Genomic DNA, 17625 nt, shown 5'->3' on the forward strand with positions numbered 1-17625 from the left:
GTAGCGTAAATATCCGACAGATTCGTCTTAAACGCGTATTGCGTTCGCGGGCTGGACAGTCTGTGCGCGCAAGCCACGCCGGGTGAACGACCATCACCGTCGCAAATCCGCCCAGCCCGCGCCCGATTCAACCGATATGACTAAAGCCGAAGAGCGAGACTACTAAAAGTTATAAAAACGTGGCCAAGTCGCCACATAGTTCCCTTCAGTTAAGGACGCCAGCGGAAGTTGCTGGCAGCGATCAGCGCACCATGCCACCCAGACAGGAGTGCTGAGGGAGTAAGGATTGCCGATCGTGCGTTGGGTGATTTTAGGTGGATTGCCCCTGCTCTGTTTGGGTGTCGCTGGACTGATCTGGACGGCGATCAACAAGGATGACGATCAGCGGGCTTGCCGGCAGGGATCGATCGTAACCTTGACGGCGGGCTGCCAGCCAGCGCGGCCTGCTTTGTCAGCCGTCGACGTCATGACCTTTCAGAAACCTCCAACCGTTCAAAATCCTGGTCCAGCCGCGCCGGCCACGCGCACCGGCGGTGCCGTGGCCGAGATCGAGCAGAGGTGAGACTGGCAGCTCCGCGCCCGCGCCGCACCTGCAATTTACCTCCCATTCACCACGATCCTGCCCTCCCCGGAACGATGCAATTTGCATCAACTTGTTCGCACGAGGAGACGGGACATGAGCAGGCAGCAGGATCTCGAGGACCAGATTGCGCGCGCCGAGCGGCTTGAGCGGAGCATCACCGACATGCTCACGATCGAGCGCCTGCGGCAGTTCGCGGCCGAGTGCCGGCGCGAGTTGGAGCGCCTGCAGCACCCGCGTTGTGCCGCCTGACAAGGGTCTTGGCCAACGCGGCAGCAACCGGCAAGCGCCGGTTCACGAGCATGTCGTGACCATGTTGGTGCAGAGCTGCCGGGTCCAGCCAATGCCTTTCTTGGCGCGGACCTTGGCGAACTCCCCAAAGCAGCCGAGCAGTTCGATCGTCTGATCACCATCGGCATGCGGATCGAGCTTCGCGCTCGATGCGGCATGATCGCGATAGATCGCCGTGCCGTTCTGCAGGCCGCCGGCGCCGACGACGCTCCGGTGCATGAAGCCCCTGCCGTGGAAGATCACTCTCGGCTTGTCCTGGTCCGCCTCCACCAGAACCGCGCGGTCGATCTCGAACCAGTCACCCTGCTGGGCGGCGAGATGGACGAGGATCCAGCCGTCGCTGGTCGGGTTCTTCAGCGTCGCGACGATGCTGCCGCCAGGCTCCGCTCGCACGTTCGCGCCGCGGGGATCGGGATCGATGACCACGACCTCGACGTTACAGGCATTCCGGTCGGGAGCTTGGGCGGACGCAGCGCCTGAGGCCACAACGATCATGATGAGCAGCAGAACTCGCATCGTCGTCACCCGCGCCACCTCCTTGCCGTGTCAGCATGAGTCGTGGGCGCCGCCTTGAAGTTCAACCGGCGCGCCGCCAGGTTCCCGCACAGCCGGCATGGGCAGCCCACGGCAAGCGTATCGGGACACCTCCCCCAACAGTTGCAATCGAGCACAAACGCACTCAAGATCACCGCTGATACTTAGATCCTTTGCCAGGTTTGGAGAGCGTCATGGCGTTAGCTCCAGCTGCAATGGCCGCCGCGGCAAGGTCCGTCAACGATCTCGGTCCCTATCGCCCGGCCGGCGTCTTCATTTCCTATGCCTCGGAAGATCACGACGTCGCTCAGGCCGTGTATCAGAGCCTGCAGTCGCTGAGCGAGACGATCTTCGATCGGGTCAAGATCTTCCTCGACTCCAAATCGATCGAAGCCAGCGACGAAATCCGCCAGGACCTGCGCGCTGGCCTGCGCAAATCCGATTTCCTGGTGGTGCTCTATACCGGCCAGCTCAAGAAGAGCCATGGTTACACCGGCTGGGAGCTCGGCTTCTTCGAAGCCCTGATGGAAGAAGAAAAGAAGCAGGGCGATGGCGAGACCGCGCGCCGCATCATCTATCTGTATTGCGGCGAGACGCCGCCGACGGGCGAGGGCATTCTCGGCATCAACATGGAGGTCGATACCGACGACCTGTCGGGGCCGCGCGCCGACTATGTGCAGAAATCCACGCAATCGATCGACGATCCCGATCCGCTGGCGCGCGTGATGCTCGACATCGCCGCACGGGCCGAGGTTCGCCTGCCGCCGCCGCTGAACGAGGACCGCGACACCTTGGACCGGCTGCGCACCAAGCGCAGACGCCAGATCGCGACCGAGATCATCCCGACCTTGAAGGGCAAGCTGTTCGACAGCATGAGCATGCGCATCACGCGTCACTCGGTCGAACAGCGGCTCATCGAGTTCCTGCTGCCGAAGCCACCCAGCGATCAGCCGATCAGCACCATTCCGGACGACACCACCCTCACCCCGCATTCGCGCGCGCTGGAGATCTTCGGCATCGCCGAGCCGCGCGACACGCTCAAATGGGGCGAGTTTCGCAGGAAGATGCGGGTCCGCGACACGCTCGGCGCCTCCTCCATCCTCGTGGCGATCGAACAGGCGGTGATCAGCGCGATCTCGTCAGAGACGCCCACCGACAGCGACCAGATCCTGAAGTCCGTGGACGACCAGATCTACCGGGTCATCGTCACCCGGCAACTCGACTACTATAACGGCCAGAAGCTGGTGCACGTCTACTTCATCAAGCGGCTGTCGGCGCGGATGCTCGGCGACAACGCCACCTCCTGCATCCTCGGCTTCATCAACGTCGCGGCCAAATACCGCTTCATCTTCGTGGAGCCCGACAGCGCGCTCTCGGTGGACTCCTTCATCCTCGAACATGAGGCGGCCAAGACGCAGTACAAGGTGAGACAGCTGGTGCGCGAGCTGCTCCTGATCGAGGAGGAAGCGCGTGCGCTGAAGCTCGACCAGGTCGCGGCCATTCGCCAGTATTTCGGTGCCGACAGCGAACATTTGCAGCTTGCCAAGAAGCTTCAGGACCAATGGTTCGACGCCCGTTCGCAATTGATGGCTTCAGCCGAGAAGATCCTCGGCACCGATCTCGCGAGCCCGTCATTTCCGGCAGCCGCCGAGCAGTGGATCGCAACGCTGCGCGCGTTCCGCGAGACGTCGGGCCAGATCAACTCGACCGTCACTGTGAAAGCGCTGGAGAATCTCAAGGAGAGCTTCGCGATCTGACATCGGCCGGGAAGAACCGGTCCTGCGCCGGCCTCGCTCCACGATCGTCAGCGATGCGACGCGATTGACGACAAGGAGAGTTCATGACACCTGAAGGCAGCGGTCCAGGATCGACATGCAGCCGCTTGAGGGCGCAGGCGGGTGGATCTCTTGGCGCGGCTCGGGCCAGATGATCATGCGAGAGCGCATCAGCCGGCCGTAACGATGTCGACCGGAAAGCTTCGTCTGATGCGTGAACGCCCCTCCTCCCGCCTGCTGCTGCTCGACGCGCTCGACCGGCTCTTGCTGTTCAAATTCGTGCACCTCGCCGGCGCGCTGCAGGGAGAGATGTTCTGGGCGACGCCGGGCGGCGGGCTCGACCCCGGTGAGAGCTACGAGGCCGCCGCCTGCCGCGAGATGTTCGAGGAAACCGGGATCCGCATCGCCGATCCAGGCCGGCAGATCGCGCGGCGATCGGTCACGTTCACGATGGTGGACGGCGAACAGGTCTGCTCGGACGAGCGCTATTTCCTGATCAGGATCGGCAGCGCCGAGATTTCGTCGACACATTGGACCGCGCTGGAGCGCGCCGCCATCGCCGCCCAGCGCTGGTGGCGCCCGGCGGAGCTGGCAGCGACCACCGACCAGGTCTACCCCGAGGACATCGTGGCGATGCTGCACAAAGCGGGAGCCTGGTAGGCTCTCTCGCTCGCTCTACAGCCGTCCCCCCGCAAGCGCTGCGGCGCGCGGCCGGCCGATGTCCGCGAGCGCCTGCGGCATCGGCGACACCGGAAACACCGCGTTGATCTGACCGGTCCCCGACGAGGGAAAGAACGGCGTGACCACCTCGACGCCGCGGTCGTAATGGTTCCAGCCGAGCGCACCGAGCAGCATCGCGGTGTCGTGCATGAAGCCCTCGCCATGACCCTTGCTGGCATATTCCGGAAGCATGTCGCAGAAGTCGGGCCATTCACCCTGCTCCCACATCTGGATCACCTCGTGGTCGAGACGCTCGAGGAACGGGCTGAACATCTTGTCGCGATATTCGTCGGCGGTGCCGTTCTGCGCGAAGCGGTGGCTCAGGGAGCCCGACGCGAAGAAGGCCACCGTGCCATCGTAATGATCCTCGACCGCACGGCGGAATGCCCAGCCGAGCTTGGCGCTGTCGGCGAGGTAATGCGAGGTGCAGAGCGCCGATACCGACACCACCTTGAAATGGCGATCGGCATTCATGTAGCGCATCGGCACCAGGGTCCCGTATTCGAGCGCCAGCGACGTGGCCGCATGGGCCATGGTGGCGATGCCATGGGCATTGGCCCCCTCGGCCAGGATGCGGCCAAGCTCCGGGTTGCCGTCATACTCATAGGTCATGTTGGCAATGAAGTGCGGCAGCTCGTTGGAGGTGTAGAGCCCCTGGAAATGCGGCGCGCAGTTGATGTGGTAGCCCGCATTGACCAGCCAGTGGGTGTCGAACACGACGATCGTGTCGACGCCCGCCTCGCGGCAACGCCGGCCGATCTCGATATGGCCATCGATCGCCGACTGGCGCTTGCCCCTGGCCGGACCATCGAGCTCGCTGAGATACATCGACGGCACGTGTGTGATCTTCGCCGCCAGTGCGAGCTTGCCCATTGTCTCGTCTCCCTTCCCATCATTCACGATCCGGCATGGCGGACCGTCTGCTTGGCCGACAGACTAGCCGGGCCGCCTCGCGAAAAAAAGGCCGCGACAGCGGCCCTTCCGGCATTCGAGCCATCTGCTGTCCCAAGATCATGGGACAAGATCATCGCGACAAGATCATGGGGACCGCGGCGTTCACGCCGCCTTGATGTCGATGGTCTTGGCGGCCTTCTGCACCTCCGGCTTCTTGGGCAGCGTGACCTTGAGCACGCCCTGCCTGAACACCGCCTCGATCTTGTCGGTATCCACGCCGTCCGGGATCTGGAAGGAGCGTTCAAATGAACCGAAGCTGCGCTCGCGGACGTAATAGTCCTTCTTCTTCTCTTCCTTGTCCTCCTGCTTCTCGCCCCTGATCGACAGCACGCCGTTCGTGACCTTCACCTCGACGTTCTTCTCGTCGAGCCCCGGCAGTTCCGCCGAGACCTCGTAGGCATTGTCGTGCTCGGCCACGTCGACGGCGGGCGCGACCGCAAAGGACCGCGTCCGGGGAAGACTCGGCAGTTGATCGAACAATGACGGCGTGCGCCAGATTCCGCTGTGGAAATCCTCGAACACGCGGTCGATCTCGCGGCGCAGGCTCTCGAACGGCCGCCATCCCTGCACGGACGGCGCAGTTGCTTTGTCAGTATTGACGGGCAGTTTGGTGGGTTCAGCCATGACTTCATCCTCCTGTTTCACGCGAGGATCATGTCGTTAGCGGCACGGGCGCGACCGTCGCGCTTGACGAGATCGGCCGGCATCCGCTCCCTCGCGCTTGACGGGAAACATATACCGAAGCTCTCAGCGGTTTAGATTGATCACGATCAAATGAGCCCACTCTCCGATGTCCCGAGATCCTTCAAACGGTGCGGGTGGAAGCGGCGCTGCACGGACCTCCTTGGCGTGACACGGGCCGCCATCGGCGCGCCGGTTCCAAGCGCTCCCCGCCTCTCAAGAGCGGGCAAGATGGTGAATGCATCGTAAACCGGCGCAGCTCGCATCCTGCTTTAGGGCAGGCAGAAGAAAGCTTTGCGCTCCAAGGCGTTAAGTGACGAAAATGGAGCAGTCTGGCAGCCCTGTGGCGGCCATTCCAGCGCCCCGATCATGGCGGAATGGCGCGCGAATTGTGGATCGCTTAACAGATTTTCCAGTTCCAGCGGTGAAGGTGTCGGCTCAACCATTCACCACAGGTTTCATGACCGTGACATCCTTCGGACGCGTAATCTCGGTGCGAGGCTCCCAGGCCCGCGTCGGCATTCTGTCGACCCAGCAGATGACCGTTTCCGAGATCCGCGCGACAGTCGGCCGCTTCATCAGCATCCGCTGCCCGAGCGCCACGATCATCGCGATCATCACCGAGGTCACCAGTGAGGACCTGTCGCAGGCCCACGACTATGTCGCGACCGCGTCGGTGGACCTGCTCGGCGAGATCCTCGGCCCCGCCGAGCGGCCGAAATTCCAGCGCGGCGTCACCCATTATCCGACCATCGGCGACGCCGTCGACATGATCACCAGCCAGGAGCTGCGCACGATCTACACGCCGACGGCAGGCGACCATATCGACATCGGCGCCCTGCAGCAGGACACCAGCGTGCGCGCCTGCGTCAATGTCGAGGAAATGCTGTCGAAGCATTTCGCGGTGCTCGGATCGACCGGCGTCGGCAAATCGACCGGCGTGTCGCTGCTGCTCAACGAGATCCTCAAAGCCCGGCCGAACCTGCGCATCTTCCTGCTCGACGTCCACAACGAATATGGCCGCTGCTTCGGCGAACGCGCGCTGGTGCTGAACCCGCGCAATCTGAAGCTGCCGTTCTGGCTGTTCAATTTCGAGGAGATTGTCGACGTCCTGTTCGGCGGCCGCCCCGGCGTGCCGGAGGAGCTCGATATTCTCGCCGAGGTGATCCCGCTGGCGAAGGGCATCTACACCCAGTACCAGAATACGGACCGCATCGGGCTGAAGCGGATCGATCCCAAGACCGTCGGCTACACCGTCGATACGCCGGTGCCGTATCGCCTCGTCGACCTGATCAGCCTGATCGACGAGCGCATGGGCAAGCTGGAGAACCGCTCCTCGCGCATCATCTATCACAAGCTGATCTCGCGCATCGAGACCGTGCGCAACGACCCGCGCTACGCCTTCATGTTCGACAACGCCAATGTCGGCGGCGACACCATGGCGGAGGTCATCAGCCATCTGTTCCGCCTGCCGGCGAACGGCCGGCCGATGACGGTGATGCAACTCGCCGGCTTCCCGGCCGAGGTGGTCGATTCCGTCGTCTCCGTGGTCTGCCGCATGGCGTTCGATTTCGGCCTGTGGAGCGACGGCGTCTCGCCGCTATTGTTCGTCTGCGAGGAGGCGCATCGCTATGCCTCCGCCGACCGCTCGATCGGGTTCGGCCCAACCCGCAAGGCGATCTCGCGCATCGCCAAGGAAGGCCGCAAATACGGTGTCTATCTCGGCCTGATCACCCAGCGCCCGGCCGAGCTCGACGCGACCATCATCTCCCAGTGCAATACGCTGTTCACGATGCGCCTCGCCAACGAGCGCGACCAGTCGCTGCTGCGCTCCGCGGTGTCCGATGCCGCCGCCAACCTGCTGTCCTTCGTGCCCTCGCTCGGCACCCGCGAGGTGCTGGCGTTCGGTGAGGGCGTGGCGCTGCCGACGCGGCTGCGCTTCAAGGAAGTGCCGCCGCATCAATTGCCGCGCAGCGAGGCAACGATCGCCACCGTGCGCTCCGTCAATGCCGGCCATGACATGCATTTCGTCGCGGCCGTTCTGGAACGCTGGCGCGGCGCCACGTCGAGCCGTGATGCGGCCGGCGACGGCGGCACGATCAGCAGCGGCGATCGCGGCGGTCTCGCGACCGCGCTCGATGCCCCCATGCTGCAGCCGTCCATGGGGCTCGACCCCGACCGCTTCTCCCTGCTGAAGAAGCCGCTGCGCTAAGCCCGCGGCCGCCTGCCCGGACCCCTGCCGTGCCTGTCGTGACAGCAACGGACGGAGGACCTTATCCAAAAGCATCGCCGCCGGCATCGAGGATCGCGAGCGCGCCGAGAGTGCGAGCCTGCTGGCCAACGTCAATCCGACCTTTCAACTGGGTACGGCTGGCGCAGCGCGTCCCCGGTCCGCATCGCGCTCGATGCCGTGCCGGAGCGTCGGGACCTGGTCGCGGGACGCTCGGAGACGGTCGAGGTGATGAACTGAGCCGACGGCCATTGCGCCCGCGCCGTCATGGATTATGGTTCGCCGCCCGAACGCCAATCTGGACCCGTTGCCATGACGCAGCCTGCCATCAGCCGCTTCCCCGTCCCCGCGATCGATGCGCTGCCCGACGACATCCGCACCCGCCTCCTGGCGGTGCAGGAGAAGAGCGGCTTCGTGCCCAACGTCTTCCTGACGCTCGCGCAGCGGCCGGACGAGTTCCGCGCCTTCTTCGCCTACCACGACGCTCTGATGGAGAAGGACGGCGGCCTGACCAAGGCCGAGCGCGAAATGATCGTGGTGGCAACCTCGAGCGCCAATCAGTGCCAATATTGCGTCATCGCCCACGGCGCGATCCTGCGCATCCGCGCCAAGAATCCCCTGATCGCCGATCAGATCGCGATCAACTACCGCAAGGCCGACATCACGCCGCGGCAGCGCGCAATGCTCGATTTCGCGATGAAGGTCGCGCTTGAGGCCCAGGCGGTGGACGACGCCGATTTCAAGACCCTGGCAAGCCACGGCTTCAGCGACGACGATATCTGGGACATCACGGCGATCGCCGCCTTCTTCGCGTTGTCAAACCGGATCGCCAATGTCACGGGCATGCGGCCCAATGACGAGTTCTATCTGATGGGCCGGTTGCCGAAGGCGAAGTAGGCCGAGACTTAAGCCGGTCAGTCGTCCGATGCCGGGCCGCACCAGCCGGGCAGATAGACGGCATCATGGCTCTTGGCGAGCGCCAGCGCATGCTCCATGGCCGCCGCGAAATGGCTCTCCACCGTCTTGCGCTTGACCCTGCGGCGCAGGAAGTCCGCCCACAGAAACTCGCTGAACGGTGTCGTGTCCTTGGCAAAGCCACCGGCGCGGCGCAGCTCGCCCGCGAGGCTGCGAAACGGATCGTCCTTCAGATCCGCCACCGTCTTCGGCAGATCCTTGAAATGCCGCCGCTCGCCCTTGGCGTCGTAAGGATACACCCAGCGCTTGTTGTCCATCACGTTCCAGAAGCCGTCGCGATCGACCATCGAGAGATCGCCGATCACGCTGACGAGGACATCCTTGACACCCTCATCGTGCAGCGCGCGGGCCAGATGATGATGGTCGACGACATAGTGCCGCTTGTCCGGACCGAGCACGACGGGGATCATGTGCTTGCCGAGCAGCTCGGCCTGCTTCTTCTGGGATTTGTGCTCGCGCCAGCGCTCCCGCTTGTCCTTCACCTCGCGCATGCCGACCGTCATCTGCGTCGGTCGCAACGACAGGATCGGCACGGGATGCAGCAGCGGCTCGCGGGTATTGGCCATGCGTGGGCTCCAACGGATTTCGCGGACGCCTCGGGCGCGATCAGCACCGCCGGCGCGTGGGTTCCACCGTTACACCAAACGGGGCGGACACGACACATCCGCAGGGCGACAGGCCCGTCTGATGCAGCTCAACCCCGGCAAAGTTTCTTTGTGAGAGGCTGCGCCTGCATGCTAAGAAAGCACATCGGAGTCGAGGCATGAAGACCCAGCGCCCCATCGCAGCGGAGGAAGAGCATCGCGTGGTGCCATTCCGGCCACGCAGCGGTCCGGCGCGGCGCGTGGTCGAGGGCGGCGGCCCGCCGGTTCCGCTGCATCGGCGCGAGATGCTCCAGCTCGATCTCTCCCGCTATGAGCAGCCGCGCGAGCAGCCCGATGATTTCCGTCACCGCATCCTGGCCAATATCGCTGCGATCGCCTTTACCATCGCGCTGACCGCGATCGGCATCTGGCTGGCCATGAGCATTGCGGATCTGCGCAAGACCCAGGACTGCCTGCTGACCGGACGGCGCGACTGCGCCCGCATCATCACGGAGACCTACACCCCGTGAGCTGCTGATCCCAGCGGCGGCGCCGCGGCCAGACAGGGCATCACAATCCCGCCACAACCGAGCGGCCCGGCTCCATTGAACTCACCGCGGCGCTCCGATATACGGGCACACGACTCCTGGGCGACGGGGGTAAAAGGGCTCGCATCAGACGCCCCGGGGGCGGTGTCCTCTCGTTGCCCTTCTCCGGATTAGCTCAAAAATATCAAAGGCTTAGTGATGTCCTCAACATTCGATCAGGTCGCCACGATCATCGCTGAAACCTGCGACATCCCGCGCGACACGATCACGCCGGATAGCCACGCCATCGACGATCTGGGCATCGACAGCCTCGATTTCCTCGACATCGCGTTCGCGATCGACAAGGCCTTCGGGATCAAGCTGCCGCTCGAGAAGTGGACGCAGGAAGTGAACGACGGCAAAGCCAGCACCGAACAGTATTTCGTGCTGAAGAACCTGTGCGCCCGCATCGACGAGCTGGTCGCCGCCAAGGGCGCGTGAGCGCCCGCCATGCAGATCGAGTACTTCCAGCTGATCGACCGCATTCTCGACCTCCGACTGGACGAGAAGACCATCACCGTCGAAGCCAAGGTTCCCACCGAAAGCACCATTTTCGAAGGACATTTTCCGGGCTACCCGATCATGCCCGGCGTTTTGTTGATCGAATCGATGGCGCAGACATCGGGATGGCTGTTGCTTGCGCTGATGAAGTTCGAGCGAATGCCGTTCCTGGCTGCCGTCAAGGAGGCCAAGATGCGCGGCTTCGTCTCGCCCGGCGAGGTGCTGAGCGTCGAGGCCAATGTGCTGCATGAGGGCTCCGGCTATGCCATCACCGAAGCCCGCGTGAAGGTCGACGGCAAGCTTCGCTCCAATGCGACAATCACGTTTAGCCATGTCCCCTTCCCCAACCCGGAATTGCGCGGACACATGGACGCCGTCGCCCAGCGCGTCGGCTTTCCGCAACAGGTCCTGCAGCGATGAATGAGACAGCCGTGACCGCCGAGCCCGTCGAAGTCTGGATCACCGGTATCGGGCTTGCGACCTCGCTTGGCGAGGGCCTCGATGCGAACTGGGACGCCCTCAACTCCGGCCGGATCAATGTCGACGAGCAGGGCTTCGCGCCCTACATCGTGCATCCCTGGGCCAAGGTGAATCTGGAAGCGCAGATCCCCAAGAAGGAACAGCGCCAGATGGAGGCGTGGCAGCGCATCGGCACCTATGCCGCCGGGCTGGCGCTGGATTCCGCCGGCCTCAAAGGCAATAAGGAGATCCTGTCCCGGATGGACATGATCGTCGCCGCCGGTGGCGGCGAGCGCGACATCTCGGTCGACACCAACATCCTCAACGCCGAGGCGCAGGGCAATTGTACGCCGGGCTTTCTCAACGACCGGCTGATGAGCGATTTACGCCCCACCCTGTTCCTGGCGCAGCTCTCCAACCTGCTCGCCGGCAACATCGCAATCTCGCATGGCGTGTGCGGCACCTCGCGCACCTTCATGGGCGAAGAGGTCGCGGGCGTCGACGCGTTCAAGATCGCGCTGGCGCGCATTGCCGGCGGCCAGAGCGACATCGCGCTGGTCGGCGGCTCGCATAATGGCGAGCGCAAGGACCTGCTCGTTCTGTACGAGTTCGGCGACTACAATCTGAAGAACAAGTTCGCCCCGGTCTGGGACCGCAAGGAGCATCCCGGCTTTGCGCTCGGATCGGCCGGTGCATTCCTCGTGCTGGAATCCAGGCCCCATGCCGAGGCCCGCGGTGCCAAGCCGCTGGCGCGGCTCAGCAAGGTGGTCGCCGATCGCGCCCGCCGCAAGGAAGCCGGTGCCGTGACTGGCACGCTGGAGCGGCTGTGGTCCGCGCTGGACGTCCACGAAGCTCCCGGCGCCATCATCACCGGCGCAACAGGCGCCGAGCCCGTGACCTCGGAAGAGCGCGCCTTCCTCGGTCAGCACAAAGCCTTCGCCGTGCGATCGAGCGGAACCCGCTTCGGCCATACGATGGAAGCCCATTTCGCCCTCGGCCTTGCGCTTGCGGCGCTGTCGATATCCCGTGGCGCGCTGTTTGCGCCGGGCGATTCCTCCGGCGTCGAGATCGAGATGAAGCAGGCTCCGGCCCAGATCGTCGTGGTCGGTGCCGGCCATTACCGCGGCGAAGGCATGGCCTTGGTCGAATCAGTCAAGTGAGCGCGGCGCGGCCGACGGATACGCGACGGGGGACAATATGAGTTTACGCGACAAGTTTGGACGCCCCATCGTGGTCGTGACCGGGATGGGCATCGTCACCTCGCTCGGCGCCGGCAAAGCGGAGAACTGGAGCAAGCTGGTCGCCGGCGAATCCGGCATCCGCACCATCACGCGCTTTCCGATCGACGGCCTGAAGACCACGATGGCCGGCACCGTCGATTTCGTCCCGGTCGCCCCGTTCACCTCGACAGGGCTCTCCGAACGACTCGGCCACATGGCGGTCGAAGAAGCGATCGCGCAATCCGGGATCGGCACCAAGGGTGACTTCCCGGGTCCGCTGTTTCTCGCGGTTGCGCCGGTCGAGATCGAATGGCCGCAGCGTCTGGAGCTCGCGCACGAGGTCGGCGGCACGCAATTCACCTATGACGACCTGCTGAGGGTCTGCGGCGGCGGCAAGTTCGTGAATTATCACCACCGCTTCCTGTTCGGCTCGGTCGCGGATTCGCTGTCGGATACGTTCGGCACCAAGGGGTCGCCGATCTCGCTGTCGACCGCCTGCGCCTCCGGCGCGACCGCGATCCAGCTCGGTGTCGAAGCCATCCGGCGCGGCGAGACTGATGTTGCGCTGTGCGCGGCCACCGAGGGCTCGGTGAATCCCGAGGGGCTGGTGCGCTTCTCGCTGCTGTCGGCGCTGTCGACGCAGAACGATCCGCCGCAGGCGGCCTCCAAGCCGTTCTCCAAGAACCGCGACGGGTTCGTGATGGCCGAGGGCGCCGGCGCGCTGGTACTGGAGAGCTACGATGCGGCAGTGGCGCGCGGCGCCAAGATCCTCGGCGTCGTCGCCGGCTGCGGCGAGCTGACCGATTCCTTCCATCGCACCCGCTCCTCGCCGGACGGCAAGCCGATCATCGGCTGCATCCGCAAGGCGTTGGCCGATGCCGGCATGGCGCCGGAGCAGATCGACCACATCAACGCCCACGGCACCGCCACGCCCGAGAACGACAAGATGGAATATGTCGGCGTCTCCGCCGTGTTCGGCGACTACACCAGCAAGATTCCGGTCTCGTCCAACAAGTCGATGGTCGGGCACACGATCTCTGCGGCCGGCGCGGTGGAGGCGATCTTCTCGCTGCTCACGCTGGAGCATCAGCGGATTCCGCCGACCATCAATTACGATGTTCCGGATCCCGCGATCCTGTTCGACGTGGTCGGCAACAAGGCGCGCGATGCGCGCGTCACCACCGTGATGTCGAACTCGTTCGGGTTTGGCGGCCAGAACGCCTCGCTGATCCTGACCCGCGAACCGGCCTGATCCGCCTGTCGCATCGATGAGTCTCATTCCCCTCCGGACCAAGCTCGTCATCCGCCAGGCCGTGAAGTCGCTCGGGGCCTCCGCCGTCGGCGGGCTGACGGTCGGCATGCTCAGAACGACGCGCTATTTCGACCCGCAGAAGACCGCCGACCGCTTCGCGCGCATCGCGCAGTGGATCGGCCCCAAGCTGCGCGAACAGCGCATTGGTCGCGACAATCTCACGAGAGCTTTCCCGGAGAAGTCGCCCGAGGAGATCGAGACGATCCTCGCCGGCGTATGGGACAATCTCGGCCGCGTCGGCGCCGAATTCGCCCATCTCGACAAGATCTGGGACTACGACGAGGCCCATCCCGAGCGCAGCCGGATCGAGCTGTCGCCGCGCACCCACGAGTTGTTTCATCAGCTCCGTCTCGACGGCAAGCCGGCGCTGATCTTCGCCAGCCATCTCGCCAATTGGGAGATGCCCGCGCTCGCCGCCGTCGCCCACAAGCTCGACACCGCGATCTTGTATCGCCGGCCCAACATCGCCGCGGCCGACCGCATCATCCAGGAGATGCGGCAGGTCAAGATGGGCACGCTCGTCCCCGCCGGCCGCGACGCCCCGCTGCGGCTCGGCGAGGCACTCAAGAACGGCCAGCATGTCGCGATGCTGGTCGACCAGTACCTGACCGGCGGCGTCGAGGTGACGTTCTTCGGCCGCAAGACCCGCGCCAACCCGATGCTCGCGCGCCTGCTGCGCCAGGTCGAATGCCCCGTGCATGGCGTCCGTATCATCCGCCTGCCCGGCAACCGCTTCCGCGCCGAACTGTCGGAGGAAGTGAAGCCGGTGCGGACGGCCGATGGCCAGATCGACATCCAGGGCACGACGCAGGCGGTCACCAACGTGGTCGAGAGCTGGATCCGCGAATATCCGGAGCAATGGCTCTGGCTGCACCGGCGCTGGCGCTGAGCGGCACACAGCCAAATTCCACCACGAGGAAGCAGACCTCCAGTATCATTTGCTTCTCGTGGGCCTATTCAAAGAAAAACCTTACCTCCTCCGCCATCGCTCGCTAGTTTGGCCTCCGATCCGACAGCTGTTCGGAAGCTTCAGGGAGGACAAGCACGCATGTTTTCGCACATCATGATCGGCACCAACAACCTCGACAAGGCCAAGGCCTTCTACGACAAGCTCTTGGGAACGTTGGGCGTGAGGCCGGCCAAGGTCGACGGCCACCGCATCTTCTATTTCACGCCGACCGGCGTCTTCTCGGTGTCCAAGCCGATCAATGGCCAGCCGGCGACCCCCGCCAATGGCGGCACGATCGGCTTTTCCTGCAGCTCGCCCGAGCAGGCCGACGCCTGGCATGCAGCAGGCCTCGAAGCCGGCGGCACGACCTGCGAAGAACCGCCCGGCATCCGCCAGGGCTCCGCCGGCAAGCTGTATCTCGCATACTTGCGCGATCTCGACGGCAACAAGCTCTGCGCGATGCACCGGATGGCGTGATTCTGCGCCGTCATTGCGAGGAGCAACGCGACGAAGCAATCCAGAATCTTCGTGCGACCCTGGATTGCTTCGCTAGCGCTCGCAATGACGCCAGCCGAAGCTTCACCGCCCCGTCTTCACCTTCGTCCAGAGACGGTTGATGATCCGCTGCGTGGCCGGCTCGCGGGCGGTGATGACGAACAGCTTCTTCAGGGTCGCGTCGTCCGGATAGATGTTCTTGTCGCCGAGGATCTTCGGGTCGATCAGCTTCTGGCTGGCCAGATTGCCATTGGCGTAGGACAGGAAGTCGGAGTTCTTGGCGGCGACCCCGGGCCGGTAGAGGTAGTTGATCAGCGCATACGCCTCGGTGACGTGCTGCGCGTCGGCGGGGATCGCGAAATTGTCGAAGAACATCTGCGCGCCCTCTTTGGGGATCGCATAGCCGATCTCGATGCCGTTCTTGGCCTCCTCGGCGCGGCTCCTCGCCTGCATGATGTCGCCGGACCAGCCGACGACGAGGCAGATCTCGCCGGTGGCGAGCGCGCTCAAATATTCCGACGAATGAAACTTGCGCACTGATGGAGCGACCTGGCCGACCACCTCGGCGGCCTTCTCGAGGTCGGCCTGCTTGGTCGAGTTCGGATCGAGGCCGAGATAGTTCAGCGCTGCCGGGAAGATGTCGTCGGCGGAGTCCAGCATGTGGACGCCGCAATCCTTGAACTTGGCTAGGTTCTCCGGCTTGAACACCATGTCCCAGCTGTCGATCCGCGCACCAGCCCCTAAGATCTTCTCGATCGTCTTGACGTTATAGCCGATGCCGGTCGTGCCCCACATGTAGTTGGCGGCGAACTGATTGCCGGGATCGTAGGTGGCGAGACGCTCGGTCACGACCGGCCACGCATTGGCGAGATTGGGCAGTTTGGTCTTGTCGAGCGGCTGGAAGATCTTGGCCTTGATCTGGCGCTGCAGGAAATACGCCGTGGGCACCACCACGTCATAGCCGGACTTGCCGGCGAGCAGCCGCGTTTCCAACGTCTCGTTGGCGTCGAACGTGTCGTAGACGACATTGATGCCGGTCTCCTTGGTGAAGTCGTCGAGGACCCCCGGCGCCATGTAGTTCGACCAGTTATAGAAGTTGACGACGCGCTCTTCGGCATGGCCGGCCGACGCCGAGAGCGTCAGCGTCACAACGGCCAGCGCCAGAGCCGAACGAATGCAGCCGCGCGTCATGAGCTTATCTCTTGTTTGAGCATGATCTTTGCGGAAAACCGGTGCCCACTTTTCCGGATCATGCTCGAGCTACCGTCGGTGAATGGCGTCGGACAGGCGCTCCAGCGCCGTATCGAGCGTCGCGTCCTTCTTGGCAAAGCAGAACCTGACGACCGAGGTCACGGCATCCTTCTCATAGAACGCCGACACCGGGATCGCCGCCACCTTGTAGTCGTGAACGATACGGCGGCAGAACTGCTCGTCGGTCTCGTTGAGGCCGAGCGGCGACAGGTCGACGGTGAGGAAATAGGTCCCCTGCGCCTTCAGCACGGGAAAACCGAGACGTTCGAGGCCTGCCGTGAGCCGGTCGCGGCTGCGCGCCAGCTCCGCGCGCATGTCGAGGAAGTAGTCGTCGGACTTCCCGAGCCCGTAGGCCACCGCCATCTGAAGGTTCGGCGCCGTCGTGAAGGTGAGGAACTGATGCACCTTGGCCGCGACACGCAGCAGCTGCGGCGCGGCGCAGACGAAGCCGATCTTCCAGCCAGTGAGCGAGAAGATCTTGCCGGCCGAGCCGACCTTGATGGTGCGGTCGCGCATGCCGGGGATGGTGATCAGCGGGATGTGCTCGCGGCCGTCGAAGACCACGTGCTCCCAGACCTCGTCGCAGATCGCGACCGCGTCGAACTCCTGGCAGAAGCGCGCCAAGAGCTCCAGGTCCTCGCGCGGATAGACCACGGCGGCCGGGTTCAGCGGATTGTTGAACAGCACGGCCTTGGTCTTCGGCGAGAATGCTTGCCGCAGCATCTCCTCGGACAGTCGCCAATGCGGCGGCTCGAGCCGCACCAGGCGCGGAATGCCGCCAGCCTGGCGGATGATCGGCAGGTAGGAATCGTAGACCGGCTGAAAGCAGATCACCTCGTCGCCCGGCTCGACCACCGACAGGATCGCCGAGGTCAGCGCCTCGGTGCCGCCGGAGGTCACCATGACCTCGCTCATCGGATCGAGGTCGAGCTTGTGCCAGTGCTTGTAGTGCGCCGCGATCGCCTGGCGCAGCTCGGGCAGCCCCATCATCGACGGGTACTGGTTGTAGCCGTTCAGGACGGCATCGGCCGCGGCGCGGCGGATGTCCTCCGGGCCGGGATCGTCGGGAAAGCCCTGGCCGAGATTGATGGCGTTGTTGTCGCGCGCGAGCTGCGACATCTGCTCGAAAATGGTGACGGGCAGATCAGCGAAGACCTTGTTCTGCGAGATCATGATGCGGTGTCAGCCGCCGGTCTTGATCGGCAGGCCGGCCGCCTTCCAGCCGAGCATCCCGCCCTGGAGGTGCTTGTCATAGGGCAGACCGGCCGCCTGCGCCGCCAGCGAGGCAGTCACCGAGCGCTTGCCGGAGCGGCAGGCAAACACGACGTCCTTGCCCTGGGGATCCGGGATCAGCTTCGGATCGAAACCCGACAGGGGAACAACAATGCCGCCCGGATAGGCTTCCGCAGCAACTTCGTTCGGCTCGCGCACGTCGACCAGAAGAATTCGCCCCTCGGCAATCCCCTGGGCCACGTCCTGCGGCGTCAAATCATGCACAACAGCCACGCCTATCCTCCAAGCCTGTAG

General features: G+C 64.2%; 20 protein-coding genes and 1 pseudogene. 14 read left to right on the forward strand and 7 right to left on the reverse strand.

Annotated features, from left to right (window positions below; translation table 11 throughout):
- Positions 1-286: 286 nt before the first annotated feature.
- A complete protein-coding gene (locus tag HL671_RS08885; RefSeq protein ID WP_172236181.1) occupies positions 287-562 on the forward strand; it encodes a hypothetical protein in 276 nt (91 codons plus the stop codon).
- Between the two features lie 114 nt (positions 563-676).
- A complete protein-coding gene (locus HL671_RS08890) occupies positions 677-832 on the forward strand; it encodes a hypothetical protein (protein WP_168167898.1) in 156 nt (51 codons plus the stop codon).
- A gap of 42 nt (positions 833-874) precedes the next feature.
- Here HL671_RS08890 and HL671_RS08895 read toward each other — a convergent pair whose 3' ends face one another.
- Positions 875-1387 (reverse strand): hypothetical protein, encoded by a 513-nt coding sequence (locus tag HL671_RS08895; protein ID WP_172236305.1) that lies wholly within the window; start codon positions 1385-1387, stop codon positions 875-877.
- A gap of 212 nt (positions 1388-1599) precedes the next feature.
- Here HL671_RS08895 and HL671_RS08900 point away from each other — a divergent pair, with 212 nt between their 5' ends.
- Positions 1600-3162 carry a toll/interleukin-1 receptor domain-containing protein gene (locus HL671_RS08900; protein ID WP_172236182.1) on the forward strand — a complete coding sequence of 521 codons (1563 nt, stop codon included), beginning with the start codon at positions 1600-1602 and terminating at the stop codon, positions 3160-3162.
- Between the two features lie 228 nt (positions 3163-3390).
- Positions 3391-3840, forward strand: coding sequence for an NUDIX hydrolase (locus tag HL671_RS08905; RefSeq protein WP_012043632.1), 450 nt, complete (start codon positions 3391-3393; stop codon positions 3838-3840).
- Between the two features lie 15 nt (positions 3841-3855).
- Here the strand turns inward: HL671_RS08905 and hpaD are convergent, their stop codons facing one another.
- Together hpaD and HL671_RS08915 are read right to left on the reverse strand one after the other, a co-directional pair.
- On the reverse strand, positions 3856-4773 hold the full coding sequence (gene hpaD, locus HL671_RS08910; RefSeq protein WP_172236183.1) for a 3,4-dihydroxyphenylacetate 2,3-dioxygenase: 918 nt from the start codon (positions 4771-4773) through the stop codon (positions 3856-3858).
- 183 nt (positions 4774-4956) lie between these two features.
- Complete coding sequence (locus HL671_RS08915; protein WP_012043630.1) at positions 4957-5478, reverse strand: Hsp20/alpha crystallin family protein; 522 nt, start codon at positions 5476-5478, stop codon at positions 4957-4959.
- A gap of 517 nt (positions 5479-5995) precedes the next feature.
- Between HL671_RS08915 and HL671_RS08920 the strand changes: the two genes are divergently transcribed.
- From HL671_RS08920 to HL671_RS08925, 3 genes and pseudogenes are all read left to right on the forward strand, one after another.
- Positions 5996-7747 carry an ATP-binding protein gene (locus tag HL671_RS08920; protein ID WP_012043629.1) on the forward strand — a complete coding sequence of 584 codons (1752 nt, stop codon included), beginning with the start codon at positions 5996-5998 and terminating at the stop codon, positions 7745-7747.
- 67 nt (positions 7748-7814) lie between these two features.
- Positions 7815-8005: pseudogene (locus HL671_RS38310) on the forward strand (efflux transporter periplasmic adaptor subunit); the annotation flags it as partial.
- 72 nt (positions 8006-8077) lie between these two features.
- Positions 8078-8662, forward strand: coding sequence for a peroxidase-related enzyme (locus HL671_RS08925; protein WP_172236184.1), 585 nt, complete (start codon positions 8078-8080; stop codon positions 8660-8662).
- 17 nt (positions 8663-8679) lie between these two features.
- Here the strand turns inward: HL671_RS08925 and HL671_RS08930 are convergent, their stop codons facing one another.
- Positions 8680-9306 carry a ParB-like protein gene (locus HL671_RS08930; protein WP_012043627.1) on the reverse strand — a complete coding sequence of 209 codons (627 nt, stop codon included), beginning with the start codon at positions 9304-9306 and terminating at the stop codon, positions 8680-8682.
- Between the two features lie 197 nt (positions 9307-9503).
- Here HL671_RS08930 and HL671_RS08935 point away from each other — a divergent pair, with 197 nt between their 5' ends.
- From HL671_RS08935 to HL671_RS08965, 7 genes are all read left to right on the forward strand, one after another.
- Complete coding sequence (locus HL671_RS08935; RefSeq protein WP_012043626.1) at positions 9504-9854, forward strand: hypothetical protein; 351 nt, start codon at positions 9504-9506, stop codon at positions 9852-9854.
- 216 nt (positions 9855-10070) lie between these two features.
- Positions 10071-10352: an acyl carrier protein gene (locus HL671_RS08940; RefSeq protein WP_006609130.1), complete on the forward strand. Its 282-nt coding sequence runs from the start codon at positions 10071-10073 to the stop codon at positions 10350-10352.
- A gap of 9 nt (positions 10353-10361) precedes the next feature.
- Complete coding sequence (locus tag HL671_RS08945; RefSeq protein WP_012043625.1) at positions 10362-10832, forward strand: 3-hydroxyacyl-ACP dehydratase FabZ family protein; 471 nt, start codon at positions 10362-10364, stop codon at positions 10830-10832.
- On the forward strand, positions 10829-12031 hold the full coding sequence (locus tag HL671_RS08950; protein ID WP_172236185.1) for a beta-ketoacyl-ACP synthase: 1203 nt from the start codon (positions 10829-10831) through the stop codon (positions 12029-12031). Before HL671_RS08945 ends, HL671_RS08950 begins: the two co-directional genes overlap by 4 nt.
- Positions 12032-12068: 37 nt before the next feature.
- Positions 12069-13343, forward strand: a complete 1275-nt coding sequence (locus HL671_RS08955) for a beta-ketoacyl-ACP synthase (RefSeq protein ID WP_172236186.1) — start codon at positions 12069-12071, stop codon at positions 13341-13343.
- A gap of 16 nt (positions 13344-13359) precedes the next feature.
- Complete coding sequence (locus tag HL671_RS08960) at positions 13360-14292, forward strand: lipid A biosynthesis lauroyl acyltransferase (RefSeq protein WP_012043622.1); 933 nt, start codon at positions 13360-13362, stop codon at positions 14290-14292.
- A 159-nt stretch (positions 14293-14451) separates the two neighbouring features.
- Positions 14452-14829, forward strand: a complete 378-nt coding sequence (locus HL671_RS08965) for a VOC family protein (RefSeq protein WP_172236187.1) — start codon at positions 14452-14454, stop codon at positions 14827-14829.
- 102 nt (positions 14830-14931) lie between these two features.
- Here HL671_RS08965 and HL671_RS08970 read toward each other — a convergent pair whose 3' ends face one another.
- The 3 genes from HL671_RS08970 to HL671_RS08980 all read right to left on the reverse strand — a co-directional run bounded on the left by HL671_RS08970 (position 14932) and on the right by HL671_RS08980 (position 17604).
- Entirely contained in the window at positions 14932-16038 is a 1107-nt protein-coding gene (locus HL671_RS08970) for a polyamine ABC transporter substrate-binding protein (protein WP_172236188.1), read from the reverse strand.
- Between the two features lie 69 nt (positions 16039-16107).
- The gene (locus tag HL671_RS08975; protein ID WP_012043619.1) at positions 16108-17271 is read right to left on the reverse strand and encodes an aminotransferase; all 1164 of its coding nucleotides are present in this window, start codon (positions 17269-17271) and stop codon (positions 16108-16110) included.
- 9 nt (positions 17272-17280) lie between these two features.
- Positions 17281-17604 carry a rhodanese-like domain-containing protein gene (locus HL671_RS08980; protein WP_172236189.1) on the reverse strand — a complete coding sequence of 108 codons (324 nt, stop codon included), beginning with the start codon at positions 17602-17604 and terminating at the stop codon, positions 17281-17283.
- Positions 17605-17625 lie beyond the last annotated feature (21 nt).

Origin of the sequence: Bradyrhizobium denitrificans, from assembly GCF_013179005.1 — a bacterium.
Lineage (GTDB): Bacteria > Pseudomonadota > Alphaproteobacteria > Rhizobiales > Xanthobacteraceae > Bradyrhizobium > Bradyrhizobium denitrificans.